Source organism: Phytopseudomonas dryadis, from assembly GCF_004327355.1.
In the GTDB taxonomy this organism is placed as follows: domain Bacteria; phylum Pseudomonadota; class Gammaproteobacteria; order Pseudomonadales; family Pseudomonadaceae; genus Aquipseudomonas; species Aquipseudomonas dryadis.
Map to the genome: position 1 here is coordinate 20,533 of NZ_QJUM01000025.1, position 14,803 is coordinate 35,335.

11 protein-coding genes, 1 tRNA gene and 2 pseudogenes are annotated in these 14,803 nt (G+C 61.0%); 5 read left to right on the plus strand and 9 right to left on the minus strand.

Going from position 1 to position 14,803, the window contains the following annotated elements:
• Positions 1–3 precede the first annotated feature (3 nt).
• On the minus strand, positions 4–465 hold the full coding sequence (locus tag DNK34_RS19215) for a hypothetical protein (RefSeq protein WP_131176652.1): 462 nt from the start codon (positions 463–465) through the stop codon (positions 4–6).
• A 541-nt stretch (positions 466–1,006) separates the two neighbouring features.
• Between DNK34_RS19215 and DNK34_RS19220 the strand changes: the two genes are divergently transcribed.
• The 4 genes from DNK34_RS19220 to DNK34_RS19235 are packed head-to-tail and all read left to right on the plus strand — an operon-like array spanning position 1,007 to position 7,278.
• Positions 1,007–2,128 (plus strand): AAA family ATPase, encoded by a 1,122-nt coding sequence (locus DNK34_RS19220; protein ID WP_131176653.1) that lies wholly within the window; start codon positions 1,007–1,009, stop codon positions 2,126–2,128.
• Positions 2,125–2,559 (plus strand): bpX5 domain-containing protein, encoded by a 435-nt coding sequence (locus tag DNK34_RS19225; protein WP_131176654.1) that lies wholly within the window; start codon positions 2,125–2,127, stop codon positions 2,557–2,559. Before DNK34_RS19220 ends, DNK34_RS19225 begins: the two co-directional genes overlap by 4 nt.
• Entirely contained in the window at positions 2,559–4,388 is a 1,830-nt protein-coding gene (locus DNK34_RS19230; protein ID WP_131176655.1) for a hypothetical protein, read from the plus strand. Before DNK34_RS19225 ends, DNK34_RS19230 begins: the two co-directional genes overlap by 1 nt.
• Positions 4,381–7,278 (plus strand): bpX6 domain-containing protein, encoded by a 2,898-nt coding sequence (locus DNK34_RS19235; RefSeq protein ID WP_131176656.1) that lies wholly within the window; start codon positions 4,381–4,383, stop codon positions 7,276–7,278. The genes DNK34_RS19230 and DNK34_RS19235 overlap by 8 nt, the downstream gene beginning before the upstream one ends.
• A gap of 286 nt (positions 7,279–7,564) precedes the next feature.
• Here the strand turns inward: DNK34_RS19235 and DNK34_RS19240 are convergent.
• A tRNA-Thr gene (locus DNK34_RS19240) sits at positions 7,565–7,640 on the minus strand.
• Between the two features lie 235 nt (positions 7,641–7,875).
• On the opposite strand from DNK34_RS19240, the pseudogene DNK34_RS19245 reads away from it, so the two are divergent.
• Positions 7,876–8,330, plus strand: a pseudogene (locus tag DNK34_RS19245) (GNAT family N-acetyltransferase).
• Positions 8,331–8,605: 275 nt separating this feature from the next.
• Here the strand turns inward: DNK34_RS19245 and DNK34_RS19250 are convergent.
• From DNK34_RS19250 to DNK34_RS25995, 7 genes and pseudogenes are all read right to left on the minus strand, one after another.
• Positions 8,606–9,862, minus strand: coding sequence for a methyltransferase (locus DNK34_RS19250; protein ID WP_131176657.1), 1,257 nt, complete (start codon positions 9,860–9,862; stop codon positions 8,606–8,608).
• Positions 9,863–9,893: 31 nt separating this feature from the next.
• Positions 9,894–10,583: an ABC transporter permease gene (locus tag DNK34_RS19255; RefSeq protein WP_131176658.1), complete on the minus strand. Its 690-nt coding sequence runs from the start codon at positions 10,581–10,583 to the stop codon at positions 9,894–9,896.
• Entirely contained in the window at positions 10,580–11,275 is a 696-nt protein-coding gene (locus DNK34_RS19260) for an ABC transporter permease (protein WP_131176659.1), read from the minus strand. Before DNK34_RS19260 ends, DNK34_RS19255 begins: the two co-directional genes overlap by 4 nt.
• A gap of 46 nt (positions 11,276–11,321) precedes the next feature.
• Positions 11,322–12,074, minus strand: a complete 753-nt coding sequence (locus DNK34_RS19265; protein ID WP_131176660.1) for an ABC transporter substrate-binding protein — start codon at positions 12,072–12,074, stop codon at positions 11,322–11,324.
• A gap of 16 nt (positions 12,075–12,090) precedes the next feature.
• A complete protein-coding gene (locus DNK34_RS19270; protein WP_131176661.1) occupies positions 12,091–12,864 on the minus strand; it encodes an ABC transporter ATP-binding protein in 774 nt (257 codons plus the stop codon).
• Positions 12,865–13,174: 310 nt separating this feature from the next.
• Entirely contained in the window at positions 13,175–14,290 is a 1,116-nt protein-coding gene (locus DNK34_RS19275; RefSeq protein ID WP_411269323.1) for an ATP-binding protein, read from the minus strand.
• 48 nt (positions 14,291–14,338) lie between these two features.
• Positions 14,339–14,746 (minus strand): annotated as a pseudogene (locus tag DNK34_RS25995) (PAS domain-containing protein); the annotation flags it as partial.
• Between the last annotated feature and the right edge of the window lie 57 nt (positions 14,747–14,803).

The following is a 14,803-nucleotide window of genomic DNA, read 5'->3' on the forward strand; positions in this document are numbered from 1 at the left end:
CGCTCAGTTGCCCGGTCGCTGCTTGGTTGAATCCAGCTCAGCCTTTTTACCCGTTGTGACTTCGGTGATCTTCGCGGACTTTTCGATGGCGAAGTCGAAGACATCCTGCATTTTTGCAATGGCTTCGGTCGCCGTGCCGTTCAGGCCGCCATCGGCGGCCCAATCGAAATTCCAGACACCGGAGAGATCATCGGCACCCGCCACGTCATGGGTTTCGATCGCCGTGAATACATCCGGGTGACGTTGCATGTACTTGGCCGCATCGGCCACATCGGCCGGGACACTGCCCGAGGCGTTATTGGCCAGTTGCGACAGTTCCTGGCCGGTAATCGCGGACTTGCCGTTCTGTCGCAGGTAATCGGCAATGATCTTGCTCGATTTGGCGATATTCAATTTACCGTCGAAAATCGAGCTCGTGGAGTTTTGCAGATTCGAGTTCCCGCCAGCGGGTGAAACTGTAGTCATTGGCCCTGCTCCCCAGAAGATTTGAACGCAATGATGGTGCACACGCCGCTGACGGTAGCATGGGGCAACTGGCCACTGCGCAGCGGCTTCACAGCAATTCGCATCCAGACGAAGATTTCACAGCGTTTCACAGAGGGTGATCCGGCTGAGTGAGACGGCCAAGGCAGCAGTGGCTGTGCGCTGCGACCGACTATGTCGCCGATTGCGTTCAGGTACCGCACTCCTCGAAGCAAGAGGCACGGCTATCTCAAGTGCGGTGGGGATAATCCCCTGATACGTAGCGAAACTGCCGCCAGTCGCAGACTGTGACATGATCGCTATAGAGCCGAGACGTCCTGTAATTTAATGGCGCTGTTGGCCGCAACGCATATTTTCGGAGGTGCTGATGGTGGAGTTACCAGTGCCGGTTATCAGATCGCGAGTATTACATCGCCCATCTTGAAGACACTGCGGTAGGTTCATCCGCTTACGCCACCGGCTGGCTTGTGACAGATCCTTTCAGTCAGGCAAGATTTACGATTTAAGTTCAGGGAAGATGTTCATGACCGCTTTATTGCAGAGCGCTGCCGCGCAAATCCGCCATGCAGTTCGTGTCGCCACCGAAGGCTTGGTGGGGCGAGAGCAGTTGGCCGAGTTGATTGTTCTGGCCGCTGTTGCCCAAGAACACATCTTGGTGGTCGGCCCGCCTGGTACAGCCAAAAGTGCAGTAGTGCGGCGGGTTGCGCAGTCCATGGGGGGGCGCTATTTCGAGTACCTGCTTGGTCGTTTTACTGAACCTTCGGAACTGTTCGGCACAGTAGATCTGAAGAAATTGCGCGAAGGTACGGTGGAAACGGACGTCAGCGGTATGCTTCCTGAAGCCGACATTGTGTTTCTCGACGAAGTTTTTTTGGGCTCTACAGCAATCCTCAACACGCTGCTGGGAGTGCTTAACGAGCGACGCTATCGTCGAGGCCACACTCAGATCCAGTGTCCTCTGCGGGTCTGCGTCGGGGCTGCCAACGGCCTGCCTGACGACGAAGCCCTGGCGGCATTCGGGGACCGGTTCCTATTGCACCTTTTTGTTGAATCGATTCCCGATAATCAGTTGGAAGCCATGCTTGCGGGTGGTTGGCAGTCCGAGCAATGGCCTGTTCAGCAGTTGCTTGGATTAAGTGAGTTGGACACCCTCAGTCAGGCCCTGAAAGATGTCGACCTCATGCTTGTTCGCTCCACTCTGGCCCAGGCTATCCGTCGTCTGCGTGAGGCCGGTATTCAGTTGTCAGATAGACGCATCGTCAAATCCCAACGTTTGATTGCCGCTGCTGCTTTGCTCGGTGGTCGTATTGAGGCCAGCGAAGCGGATCTGTGGCCACTGTTGTATGTTCTGCCCACCAAGGAAACTCAGCAGCATGGCCGCGAGGTTCTGCGTGAGATCTTCGCGCAATCCAGTAACAGCCATTTGTACAGTGCTGTGGAGGAAGCGACCTTGCAGCCCATGTCACGGCTAAGTCGCCTACTGGAAACGGCCGAGGAGTACTTGGCACGCACCGAACCGCCGGCAAGCCCCTTACTAGAAAGTCTGCTGCGGGAGATCGATGCCAACTTCAATAGTCAGACCATGCCGGCACAATTACAGGAAGTGCGTGGGCAAATAACCTGCCTGTTATCGCCTGCGGTATGAGTGTCTCAGCAAGGGGGTGGACTTGGCGGCCACGGATGGTACCTGCAGAACCGCTGGCTGCCGTAGCTTGGGGAGCGGCCGCACGACGTCTGCATGCAAGGTTGGCACTGATGTCTGCAGAACAGGCAACACGCCTGCAAGCCACTGCCAATCGTGATGTATTGGTGGTGATGGGGGCTGCCAGCGATCTGCCTTGGATAGATGGTGTCGAGTACGCCTCGACAGATGAGCGGGCGCCAGGGTTGTGGCTACCCACCAGTTGGGAGCCTGAGATGCCGACTGATCTGCTGAGCCAGGCGTTGTCGGCGACATTTGCACGCTCACCGCTGCTGCTGTGGCGTTCTCCGCCGGCGGCGGTTCCTCTTGATCGACAACTCCCAGTGACGCCGCAGCTTCTGCAGCGAATCGAAGCGTATTGGGCGGGACGCTGATGCAGTTACCTGAGTCCCTACATCCCTGGCGTCAATGGCTGGAGTGGTTTGCTCCTGAGCAACTGCCGTTGTTCGCAGACCTGTTGGGCCGTATCAACCCGATTCTCGGGCCGTTTCGCGGTCTTCAACAGGGTGGTGTACCCGAGCCCGACGGATTAGGCGATCTGCAGCGCCGTGGAACTTACGAGCGGCTGTTATCCAGTGAGTGGCTGCTAGCCGATGAGATGCCTGACGAGTTCTTGCGTCGGGCAGCGGTCGGTGAGCATATGTTCCTCGCGCCGCAGTACCACGCTCGTCAGGCCAATCGCTTGATTGTCGTCTTGTTTGATGCCGGTCCTCTGCAATTGGGCGCAGCACGTCTGGTTCATCTTGCTTTGTTGATGTTGCTGGCGCGGCGGGCCTTGGAGGTTGGGGCCGAGTTGTGTTGGGGCATTCTGCAAAACGCGCCTGTTCTCTATGAACTCGAGAGCTCGGCGCAGCTCAAGCAGTTGCTCAACGCCCGCACCTATCAAGTGGTGGACGATGAACACTGGCAAACTTGGCGCGCCTGGCTGAGTGAACAGCAGCACAATGCCGGAGAGTGCTGGCTTGTTGGTCAACGTTTGCCCACAACTGATGGCCGGTCCTGCACCCACCGGGTTCAGATACATCGCAACCTTGACGGGCGAAGCCTGTCCTTTGAGTTGCAGGCTGCTGACCCCCGACGTGTATCGCTGCCCATTCCCGACGAACGTTTGGCTTTGCAACTGCTCAAAGGCCGGTTTGATGGTGAGGTGGTGGTCGTGCCCGTCAAGGGCAATGTTCCGCGCGTATCCTTGACCTTGCCGCCGGTCATCTCCGACGCGGGTACCCATGTTGCGCTGAAAATGCTCGATGACCCTGGAATGGTGGTTATCAGGCTACCGACTGAAAATCAGAAGAAGAACCTGGACGTGCGCCGTAGCCTCTGGAGTTCCGGGCGGGCTCCGCTGACTATAACCTTCGTGAACCGCACAGTTGGCGCGGTGTTGAGCGATGATCGGCAGCTTTGGTTCTGGAATATGCCAGGACTATTCCCGATCGATAAGCCTAGCCGCGAAGAACTACAACTACCTCCCGGTACTGCCACGCTTTTACCCGCAGTCTGGTTGCGTGGCAGCTCGACCGGCCGCCTCTTTCTGCTGGATAACCAGGGGCATCTCGCCAGTTGGGGAGCGCGGACGACAATATCTTCCAACCGGCACAATATAGGTAAAGCCCACCCTTGGGCGGATAAGGTTCTAGGCTTGGCCAAGGTCGATAAGGATGTCGTGGCCTATGTACGTAATGATGGTGGGCGCTTGTATGCCCATTCTATCGGTGCCGACGGCAATGCATCTTCCGCCCATGTGATTGGCGTAGCCGAAGGTGTGAACCAGGTACTGTTTGCTGCCAGTCAACTGTGGCGCCGGTCATTCGGTGGCTGTGCGTTGCGCTCTACCGACGATGGCAACGAAAGCTGGAGGGTGATCTCTGCCACCAGTTTCCCGGTGCAGGCGGAGCAGATCACTCTTGCTCGTGGTTGGAAAGCCCTAGGGTTGTTGCTGCAAAAGGGCGATGATCACTATTCACTGGTATTGCGTGGCCCCGATAAGCAAACCGTCGCCCTGTATTGCGAAGGCCAGCAGCGTGTCTTGTTCACAACATCCCATGCCATTTCCAGAGTTAGCTTCTGCCCCATGAGTGGTCTGGTCGCAGCCTTGACCAGCGCTCGCGAGTTGCTGGTGTACTCGGTTCATCTTCGAAGCATGCGCCTGCAAGTGTTCTGTACCCAAGCACCGGAAAATCCCAAGGCAGGCGCTGATGTTTGAGCGTGACACCGCGTTGATTCGCTGTCCGGTACTGATCGGCCATCAACAGATTGAAGGGATTTGGTTTCCCCACGAACGTTTTGACGAATGCGAGCGTATGCGCTTGATTTTGGCTCAATGGCAAGCCGGCGCCAGCGCCTACCGCTTCGTCGATGGCGACTTGCTGCGGTTTCGCCAGCCGTTATCAGTTCAGTGCGAAGCGCTGATTGGATGGCCGCTGATCCGTCAGGGGCGTGCGTTGTGTTCTGCGCTGCTGACTCAGCAGGAAATGCATAGCTTGTCCCCCGCCGATGTCTGGTTGGTACGTGGCAGTCATGTCAGCGCCTTGCAATTTCGCGATGCCTCACCGCTGGCACCAGGTCAGTGGGTTGATGTCAGCGATTACACCTTGCTGGACACTTATGACTGTCGCAGTACGTTGCCAGAACCTACGCTTGAATCTTTGGCGGTGCCAACCGATGTGCGGGAGATCCTTGGCGGCCCATTAAGGCCGGCCAGTCCTGAGCGGGAAGGAGTAATACAAGCGCTGCTGGAACGTCAGCGAAATGCGACAGAAACCCCGCCCCGAAAAACCGCCCTATCAGCGCACAACGGTTGGAGCAGCGCTGAAGGTCCTTCAACGCCTTGGTCCAAGCTGGGCATAACCCTTCTGTTATTTGGGGCCTTGTTCTGGATGGGAGGCCAGGACAGAAGTAGTGGCATATCCGAATTGCCGAAAAGTTCAGGATCCGTGTCGTTTGAAATAGGCAGCATGTTTATAGGCACGCTGATCGGTGCGGCGCTGTTCACCCTCTTCTTGGTAGGCATCCGAAAACTTCTGCATCGCTCCGCGCCAATGTCGGAGGCAACATCACAGGCACAACTTGCACAGCGTGCCACCCATGTTCAACACAAGCCCGCTGCCTGGCGTCGCTGGTTGACCCGGCTGACCCTTCATTCGCGCTTATCCGGGCTGTACGGCAAGCGTCAGGCTGCCTATATGCGGCGCATGCTAGAAATGTTCGAGAATGGTGATCTGGAAGAGGCGCTGCGACACGCGATTCCTTTGGGCAGCGGGCAGAGTTCCGGCGAACAGGCATTCGGTACTCCACAGCGTCGTCAGCAACTGACGATCAATCCGCAGCTTGGGCCAAGCCGCTCGATGATGTTCGAGGCTGATCTGGAGTCCCACCTCAGGCAAATCTACCGGCAGACGTTTGAACGTCTGGATCGTGAGGGACGTGTCGAAGAAGCAGTATTTGTCCTTGCTGAATTGCTGAAGGTGCGCAAAGAGGCTCTCGACTATCTGGAAAAACACGGCCGGCATCAGCAAGCAGCTGACCTTGCCTTTGCCTGGGATATGCCAGCAGCTGTGATCGTGCGTCTGCTTTGCTTGGCCGACAACTGGCAGCATGCGTTGCTAGTGGCTCGTCGTGACGACGCCTTTGGAGAGGCGGTGGTGATGCTGCAGGAAAAGTGGCCGGAGAGTGCCGACCGTCTGCGCCTCGAGTGGGCCGAAGCCCTGACCGGCAAGGGGCTCTGGCTGCAAGCCGTGGAGGTGATCTGGGATTTGCCGGGCGAGCGTGAGCGGGCTGCGCAGTGGTTGCTCAATGCCGAAGCAGCCGGAGGACGGCTTGCTGTCGGTGCGCTGGTCAAGCGGGCAATCTTACTGCCCGATACTCTGGCGGCCTACGGACCTTGGATCGAACGACTACGGGACGACTCCCGGCGTTTTGCCGAGCGTACTGCCCTTGCCGAAGCGTTGTTGTTGCATAAGGTTCAGGGAGGTGCACTGGCCTGGCTCACAGGCGCCACGATACACGCCATCGTCGCTGATCACGCATGCGGCCATGGGCGTCTGACTTCAAACCAGCTTCAAGCGCTAGTCAAAATGAGCAAGGACAAACTGCTGCAAGCCGATCTGCCGGGTAAGGCGCTGGTACTCCCGGACACGCCGTCGCTGGACGCAGTCTGCTCGACTCTTGAATGGACGGCACCGGAAAGAGGGGGGCGAGCCATTCTTGATGCGGTGCCGTTGGAAGATACACGCTACCTCGTGGCCCATGGTGAGGCTGGAGCGGTGGTGATTGATGCAACCGGCAAGACTCTCTTTCATTTCCCTGTGCCTGCACAGGCCATGGTCATCTCCCACAGTAGGCAAATGGCACTAGCGCTGGCCCGGCGCGATGACGTTTGGCGGATCAGTAAACTGGATCTGGTCAACCGTACTGCGACTGATCTGGGTGTGCTGATGCTGGATGTTTTCGCCAAATCATTCGACGGTATGGCCTGGACCATCGGCCGCGGGAATCAGTTACGTGTGGTCGACGTTGATCGTGGGCTTGCAACGCTGTGGCATGTCAGTGACTTGCCGGGCCAGATTTTCAGCTTGAGGGACGATTCGCAAGGCGAATACCTGTTGCTGGCTGATCCTCAGGAGGGCAGTCAGCTTTGGCACTACCGCCTGCCTGATCGCCGGCTAGTCAGCCGAGAGCCGATGCCCGCCAGGATTCGTGAAGATGGCTACCAGTTGTTCAGTGCCTCCAATGAAGCCGCTGAGTATTGGATCAAGTTCAGAGACGATGAACAACCAATCCTTGTGCTGGCGCAGCGCGGTGACCGTAAGGGTTACCGTTTACCCGATTTTGATGAAGGGGTTGCCCCCGATGATCCCCTACTCCTGTTTCTGTTCGAGGACTGGCTGCTGGTCGGCTATGCCGTTTCCGGGCAGGAAACCCGCTGGCATTTCATTCACCGCAGTAGTGACCAACTCTGCGCAGCAATTCAGTGGCCGTCACAACATGTGCAAGTGCGTCGCCAGGGATCCGATTGGTTGCTATTTGACGACCAGGGGCGTCTGAGCCATATCACTGTTGGTGATGCTAGCCAGCGTAATATCTCCCTCAATTGAGCGAATTCGCCCGATACCAGCGTTGCTGGAAGCGAAAAGAAGCAAAAGAGAGCAGATTTATTTACTGGCCTGTCCACACCTGCCTAAAAGTAAATTTATCTCTTTGCTGCCCTTTGCCTCGCTGCCTGCTGACCTGCGGGTTCGGGCAGGTCCCTTAGGGGCTGAATGACGACAGGTTCAGCCGTTGGCGCAGCGAAGTCCTTCAGAACCCCAAAACGAAAAACCCGCCAGAAGGCGGGTTTCTTGTGGTTTCAGAGAGCTTGGAAGCCTTCTCTGGAACCTTGTATGGTGCCGGCACCAGGAGTCGAACCCGGGACCTACTGATTACAAGTCAGTTGCTCTACCAGCTGAGCTATACCGGCATTTGAGGGCCGCCATTATAGCCATTGGCGAGGCCTTGTAAACTGGCTTATGACCTGTTTGCTTGGATGACGAGCTCGCCGAGAACGCCGGTTCGTTCGGCATGGCCGCTCAGGGCGAATGCGGGTTGGCCGAGCGGAGTGCGGCGGGCTACCCGGCACGGCTCGGCTGGTGAGAATATCTGGCTGACCAGCCGGCTTGCTGCCAGGGTTGACCCAGGCCCCATTCGAGGTTGCCATGCGCATCGAAATCAGAGTTGCCCGCGCGGACGACGCTGCCGCAATCCAGGCGATCTACCGTCCAGTCGTTGAAGGCACTGCGATTTCCTTCGAGGAGGTGGCGCCTACGGTCGAAGACATGCGGCAGCGGATCGTGTCGACCCTCCAGACCTATCCGTACCTGGTGGCCGTTCGCGAAGGCCGCGTGGTCGGCTATGCCAGCCAGCCAGCCAGCCAGCCAGCCAGCACCGCGCCCGCGCGGCGTATCGCTGCGCCTACGCGGGCATATCGTTGCCCAATGCTGGCAGTGTGGGACTGCATGAGCGCATGGGGTTCGACCACATCGGCACCTTCGCGCAAGTGGGCTACAAGCTCGGTAAGTGGCACGACGTGGGCTACTGGCGCCTGGAACTCTCGGAACGGTCCTGCCGTCCTCCGAGCGAGCCTTGTCCGTTTCCAAGCCTCGGGGCGTGAGCGCCCCTCGCATGCACTCCGCTTATATCCATTCGTTTGCTTGATTCCAGTCGCTTCAAGCCGGTTTTTTCTGGTCTGCCTGGAGGCTGTCTGCGGCGGCTTATGCACAAATCAGGTGCAGCTATAACGCTTTAGGAATTTTTCTGTGCGGTAATTTGCATGTTTCGCAAGTGACTGTTTTTAATGTATTTTTATTGTGTTCAAAAAATGAGCAGTTTGCCCGGCGCCTGATCTGCAGGGCGCTGGCGGGTTCTGCCCAGAATCTATCAACAAAGTTATCCACAGATTGTGTGTGCAACTTGCGGGCGTTCGGCGAGCAGCAGCAGGTTGCGTGGTGTGAGCTGTGCGGGGCAGAACTGGCCGAGGCGTACCGCGAAGCCCCGTTCCCCCAGGTACAGGGCGCGATCCAGCACCAGCCAGAGTTCCAGCGGGCGACGAAACAGGCCGCGCAGCAGTTCCAGGTTGCGCACCTCGGCGAGGCGCTGCCAGCCTGCCGCCTGCAGGGCCGTCCAGTCCTGGCTGGCGGGCGGCGCCGGCAGAGCCTTCAGGGATGCCAGGTCGCGGCAGTACCGGGCGAAGTCCTTCTTCAGCCAGGCGGGTGGTAGCGAAGGGGTCGGCAGGTAGTCGTCCACGCCGCGCAACTGGCGTTGCAGCAGGTCGAAGGCCAGGCGCCAGGCCATGGACTGGTCGCGCTGGCGACGCACCCGGTTGCCCGCGGTGACGGTCTCGCTCATCGGCAGCGCCAGGTCCTCCAGTGACAGCTCCAGCCGGGTGCTGCCGGCGGCTGCGGACAGGGGCTGGTAGCTGCTGGCGCGGGTGCGGTTGTAGCAGCACGGCGCGATGGCCAGGTGTGCGCAGCCGCTGGCGCTGGCCAGGCGCATCAACTGTACGTGCAGGTCGCCGCAGGCGTGCAGGGCGACGGGGCTGTGTTCGGGGCTGAGCTGCTCGGCGGCGCCGGCGCCGAGCACGTCCTGTTCGATATGCCGGGCCGGTATCCGCAGGCGCTGGCTGAGCTGGCGGCCGCTGTCGACCAGGGCGCGGTCGTGCTCCAGGCAGGTGAGGGCCTGTCCGTCCTGGGCCAGCACCCGGCCCAGGTGGCCTTTGCCGGCGCACCAGTCCAGCCAGTGGTGGGGCGCCCGGGCGAACTGCAGGCTGTCGGCGAAGGCGCGTATCTGTTGCCATTTGCGCCCGGGTACATCCACCGAGAAGTGGGCGGGCAAGTCCTTGCCCGCCCGCTGCGGCAGCTCGCCGACCTCGCTCAGCGCCCGGGCCTGGGCGGCGAGGCTCGGGAAGGGCGCCGGGGCATCGTGCAGCGTCGCCGGCTGGTTATGGCTGGCCTCGGCCTGCTCCAGGCTGCGTGCCCTGAGCCAGTTGGCCAGCTCGGCATGCTGCTGTTCCCAGGGCAGGACGTGGTGGCTGAACGGGCGCGGCTTCCACAGCGCCTGATGGGCACAGAGAAAGGCGTCCAGCGCCTGGAAGCGCTGGAGCAGGGCGTCGCCACTGAGGGGCGGGATGGGGTCGGGCTGGTTCATGGCGTGTCGACGGGCTGGGCACCCCGTCGGTTCAGCGGCCCTGGCAGGCGTCGACGCGCAGCCAGCGCTCCAGCAGCTTGAAGGCGTTGATCAGCACGAAGGTGATCAGCAGGTAGAACACCCCGGCGGCGAAGAAGCCTTCCACCGGCAGGTAGGTGCGGGCGTTCATGGTCCGCGCCATGCCGGTGAGTTCCAGCAGGGTCACGGTGCTGGCCAGGGCGCTGGCCTTGAGCATCAGGATCACCTCGTTGCTGTAGGCCGGCAGGCCGATGCGCGCGGCGCGCGGCAGCACGATATGCAGCATCGACTGCGCGCGCGACATGCCCAGGGCGCGTGCGGCCTCGATCTCGCCCGGCGGCACGGCCTGGATCGCGCCGCGCAGGATCTCGGCGATATAGGCGGTGGTGTGCAGGGTCATGGTGATCACCGCGCACCAGTACGGGTCACGCAGGTAGGGCCACAGTGGCCCTTGGCGCACCGCGTCGAACTGGGCCAGGCCGTAGTAGACCAGGAACAGCTGCACCAGCAGCGGCGTGCCGCGGAAGAAGAAGATGTAGCCATAGGGCAGGGCGCGCACGTACCAGTGCCGCGAGGCCCGGGCGATGCCCATGGGCAGGGCCAGGATCAGACCGGCGATGACGGCGACGGCGACCAGCTCGATGGTCAGCAGGGCGCCATCGGCCAGGCGTGGCAGCCATTTGATGATGACGTCCCAGTTCATGCCGCACTCCTGATGAAGCCGCGGCTGGCGCGCTTCTCGAGGAAGTGCAGGCCGATCATGGCGAGAATGGTCAGGCCGAGGTAGATGAACGCGGCGACGAGGTAGAAGGTGAAGGGTTCCTTGCTGGCGGTCACGGCGATCTGCGAGCGGCGCATCAACTCGTTGAGGCCGATCACCGAGACCAGGGCGGTGTCCTTCATCAGGATCATGAACAGGTTGCCCAGGCCGGGCAGGGCGACGCGCCACATCTGCGGCATGATCAGGCGCCAGAAGATCCGCGGCTTGGACAGGCCCAGCGCCTGGCCGGCCTCACGGTGGCCCCGGGGAATGGCCAGGATGGCGCCGCGGAACACCTCGGTGGCGTAGGCGCCGAAGCAGATACCCAGGGCGATGACCCCCGCGGCGAAGGGCGACAGCTCCAGGCTGTCGATACCGAGCAGGTCGGCCAGGCTGCGCATCAGGCCGACGGTGCCGAAATAGATGAGCAGGACCCAGAGCAGTTCGGGAATCCCGCGCACGATGGTCGAATAGGTGCCGCCAAGCCATTGCAGCGGCTTGTAGGGCGATGTCTTGGCGAGGGCGCCGAGCAGGCCGAGCACCAGACCCAGGCACAGCGCGGTCAGCGCCAGTTGGACGGTCATCAGGGTGCCGGCGGCCAGGGCCGGGCCGAATCCGGAAAGGTCGAAATTCATGGAAACTCAAGCGCCCGCACCGCCTGAAGCGGTGCGGGCAGGCTGCTTAGTAGATGCTGAACGGGAAGTACTTGTCGTTGATCTTCTTGTAGGTGCCGTCGGCGATGATTTCCGCCAGGGCGGTATTCAGGCGCTCGCGCAGGGCATCGCCCTTGCGCACGGCGATGCCGATCTTGTCGTCGTCGAATACCGGCTCGCCCTTGAACTCGAAGTTCTTGCCGGCGTCGCTCTTGAGCCATTCCCAGTTGACGAAGGTATCGGCCAGCACGCCGTCGACGCGGCCGGAGGACAGGTCGAGGTAGGCGTTTTCCTGGGTGTCGTAGAGCTTGATGTCGACCACGCCGTCGAGGTTGTCTTCCAGCCAGGTACCGGCGATGGTCGCGCGCTGCGCACCGATCACCTTGCCCTTGAGGCTGTCCTTGTCGCTCTTGAAGTCGCTGTCTTTCGGCGCGATGAACTGCAGCTTGTTGGTGTAGTACGGATCGGTGAAGTCGACGGCCTGCTGGCGCTCTTCGGTGATCGACATGGAGGCGACCAGGAAATCGAACTTCTTGGCGTTCAGGGCCGGAATGATGCCGTCCCAGTCGGAGGTGACCACTTCGCACTCGGCCTGCATCTTGGCGCACAGGGCCTGGGCGATTTCCACGTCGAAGCCGCCGACCTGGCCGCTGGCATCGATGAGGTTGAAGGGTGGGTAGGCGCCCTCGGTGCCGATCTTCAGTTTGTCAGCAGCGACGGCACTGGTGCCGAAAGCCAGAGTGGCGGCAGCTGCCAGCAGGATCTTCTTATAGCTGTGCATGCGTAGTTGCTCCGTGTTAACGATTGCTGGACATGAATTGTTTGCAACGTACCGACTTGGGATTATCGAACACCTGTTCGGGCGACCCCTGTTCTTCCACCAGCCCCTGGTGCAGGAACACCACTTCACTGGAGACCTGCCTGGCGAAATGCATTTCGTGGGTGACCAGCAGCATGGTTCGGCCTTCATCGGCGAGCGCGCGGATCACATTAAGCACTTCTTGTACCATTTCCGGGTCGAGGGCCGAGGTCGGCTCGTCGAACAGGATGACTTTCGGCTGCATGGCCAGCGTGCGGGCGATGGCGGCGCGCTGTTGCTGGCCGCCGGACAATTGATTGGGATAGGTATGGCGCTTGTCGCCAATCCCCACCTTGGCCAGCAGGGCCTCGGCGACGGCGGTGGCCTCGGCCTTGCTCTGGCCGAGCACGCGGCGTGGCGCCTCGATGATGTTGTCGAGCACGCTCATGTGCGGCCAGAGGTTGAAGTTCTGGAAGACGAAACCGATTTCGCTGCGCAGGCGGTTGATCTGTCTGCTGTCGGCGGCGACCAGCTCGCCATTTTTCTGGCTTTTCAGCTTGAGTTCTTCACCTGCGACGATGATCTGACCCTGGTGGGGATTCTCCAGCAGGTTGATGCAGCGCAGGAAGGTCGACTTGCCGGAGCCGGACGAGCCGAGGATGGAGATCACGTCGCCGTCGCGGGCGGTAAGGGAAATGCCCTTGAGCACTTCGAGGTCGCCATAGCGTTTGTGCAGATTGCGGATTTCCAGCGCGGGCGGGGCCTCAGCCATCAAGCAGTCCTCTTAATTCTTATGCGGATGGGGTCCGTGAGCGGCAGGGCTTTGGGCTGCAAACCTAGCATAGGCTCCAGAGGGCGCCAAGGGTGCTGCTGGCCTGCTGCCGCTACGGCTGCGAGGGGTGTCGCATCGCTGCAGTTGCTTGTCGCCCCGCTACAAAAACGCGGTTCGAGCGCCGCTCACTTCGAAAAAGACGCGCACCTTAGGTCCGTTGATGTTCCAGCGCAAGCCGCGTTGCGGTGAAGCATTGACAGACCCTCCCCATCCGTCTGGCAATTCCGGTGCCAGTTGCCGGGAGAATGCTTCAGGCGCCCAGCATGCCCTGCACCTTGTCGCGCAGGTCATTGAGGGAGAAGGGCTTGCCGATCATGTCCATCTGCGTGGCCAGTTCGCTGCCGTCGATGTCGACGATCTCCGCGTAACCGCTGGCGAACAGCACTTTCAACTCGGGGCGCAGGCGGCGGGCGGCGGCGGCCAGCTCCTGGCCGTTCATGCCCGGCAGGCCGATATCGGTCATCAGCAGGTCGATCCGTTCGTCGCTCTGCAGGATGGGCAGCGCCTGTTGCGCATCGCTGGCCTCGAGCACGTTGTAACCGAGTTCTTCCAGCACCTCGAGGGTGAGCATGCGCACCACATCGGAGTCCTCGACCAGCAGGATGCGTTGCTGCGGGGCACTCGCCTGGGCGTCGGGCTGTGATGATGGTTCTTGTTCCGGCATGGTTATACCTCGGTGGAAATAAAGGGTGACGCAGGTTCCCTGATCGATTTCGCTGTGTAGCCTGATCTGGCCCCCCGACTGTTTCATGAAGCCATAGACCATGGACAGTCCCAGTCCGCTGGCTTGGCCGATGCGCTTGGTGGTGAAGAACGGGTCGAAGGCATGGGCCAGCGTGTGCGCATCCATGCCGCAGCCATTGTCACGCACGCTGAGCGCAATGTAATCGCCCGGCGGCAGATCGGCGCAGCGGGTGTCGTCGCTGACCTGCACGTGTTCGCTGCCGATCTCCAGGCGACCACCGTTGGGCATGGCATCGCGGGCATTGTCGATCAGATGCAGCATAGCCTTGTGCAACTGCTCGGCATCGCTCGCGGTGTTTCCGGGGTCGGCGGCCAGTTGCAGGTGCAGACTGACGCCTGCGCCGGCCTGGGCCCGCAGGCTGGGTAGCATGGCACGAATCAGGCGGTTGATCTGTATCGGCTGGATGTCCAGCGACTGACGGCGGGCGAACGCCAGCAGGTTGCTGGTCAGGGTGGCGCCGCGCTGCGCCGAGGTCGAGGCGGCGCTGAGAAAGCGCGCGACTTCGGCGCGGGGGCCGGGCTGCAGGCGTCGCTCGATCAGGTCCAGGCTGACGATGATGCCGGCCAGCAGGTTGTTGAAATCATGGGCGACCCCGCCGGTGAACTGCCCCAGCGCTTCCATCTGCTGAGTCGTGGCCAGGGCCTCTTCGGCCTGGTGCAGGGTCTGTTCGGTGTGTTTCTCGCCGCTGATGTCGCGTCCGGAGCCATACAGGAAAGCGGCGCCGGGGGTGGCGCTCCAGGCGATCCAGCGATAGCTGCCGTCACGGTGGCGCAGGCGATGCTCGAAACGCCGGACCTTGCCTCCCTTGGCCAGGGTCTGGCGGGTATGTTCGCTGCCTGGCTGGTCGTCGGGGTGCTCGAGCCAGCGGGTGCTTCTGCCCAGCAGATCGTGGCTGCTCCAGCCGAGTGTTTCACTCCAGGCCGGGTTGATGCTCTGCAGCCTGCCCGCCAGGTCGGTGACGCACAGCAGGTCCTGGCTCAGGGCCCAGAGGCGTTCGTGTTCATGGGTCGCCTGCGTGCCCGCCAGCGCGGCTGCAGGTTGCGGTTCCGAGGGGGGCAGGGAGGCGTGCGCGTGCATCTTGGGAGTATCCGTGAATCGACAGGGCGATACGCCGCTGTGCTGCCTCCTTAGAGG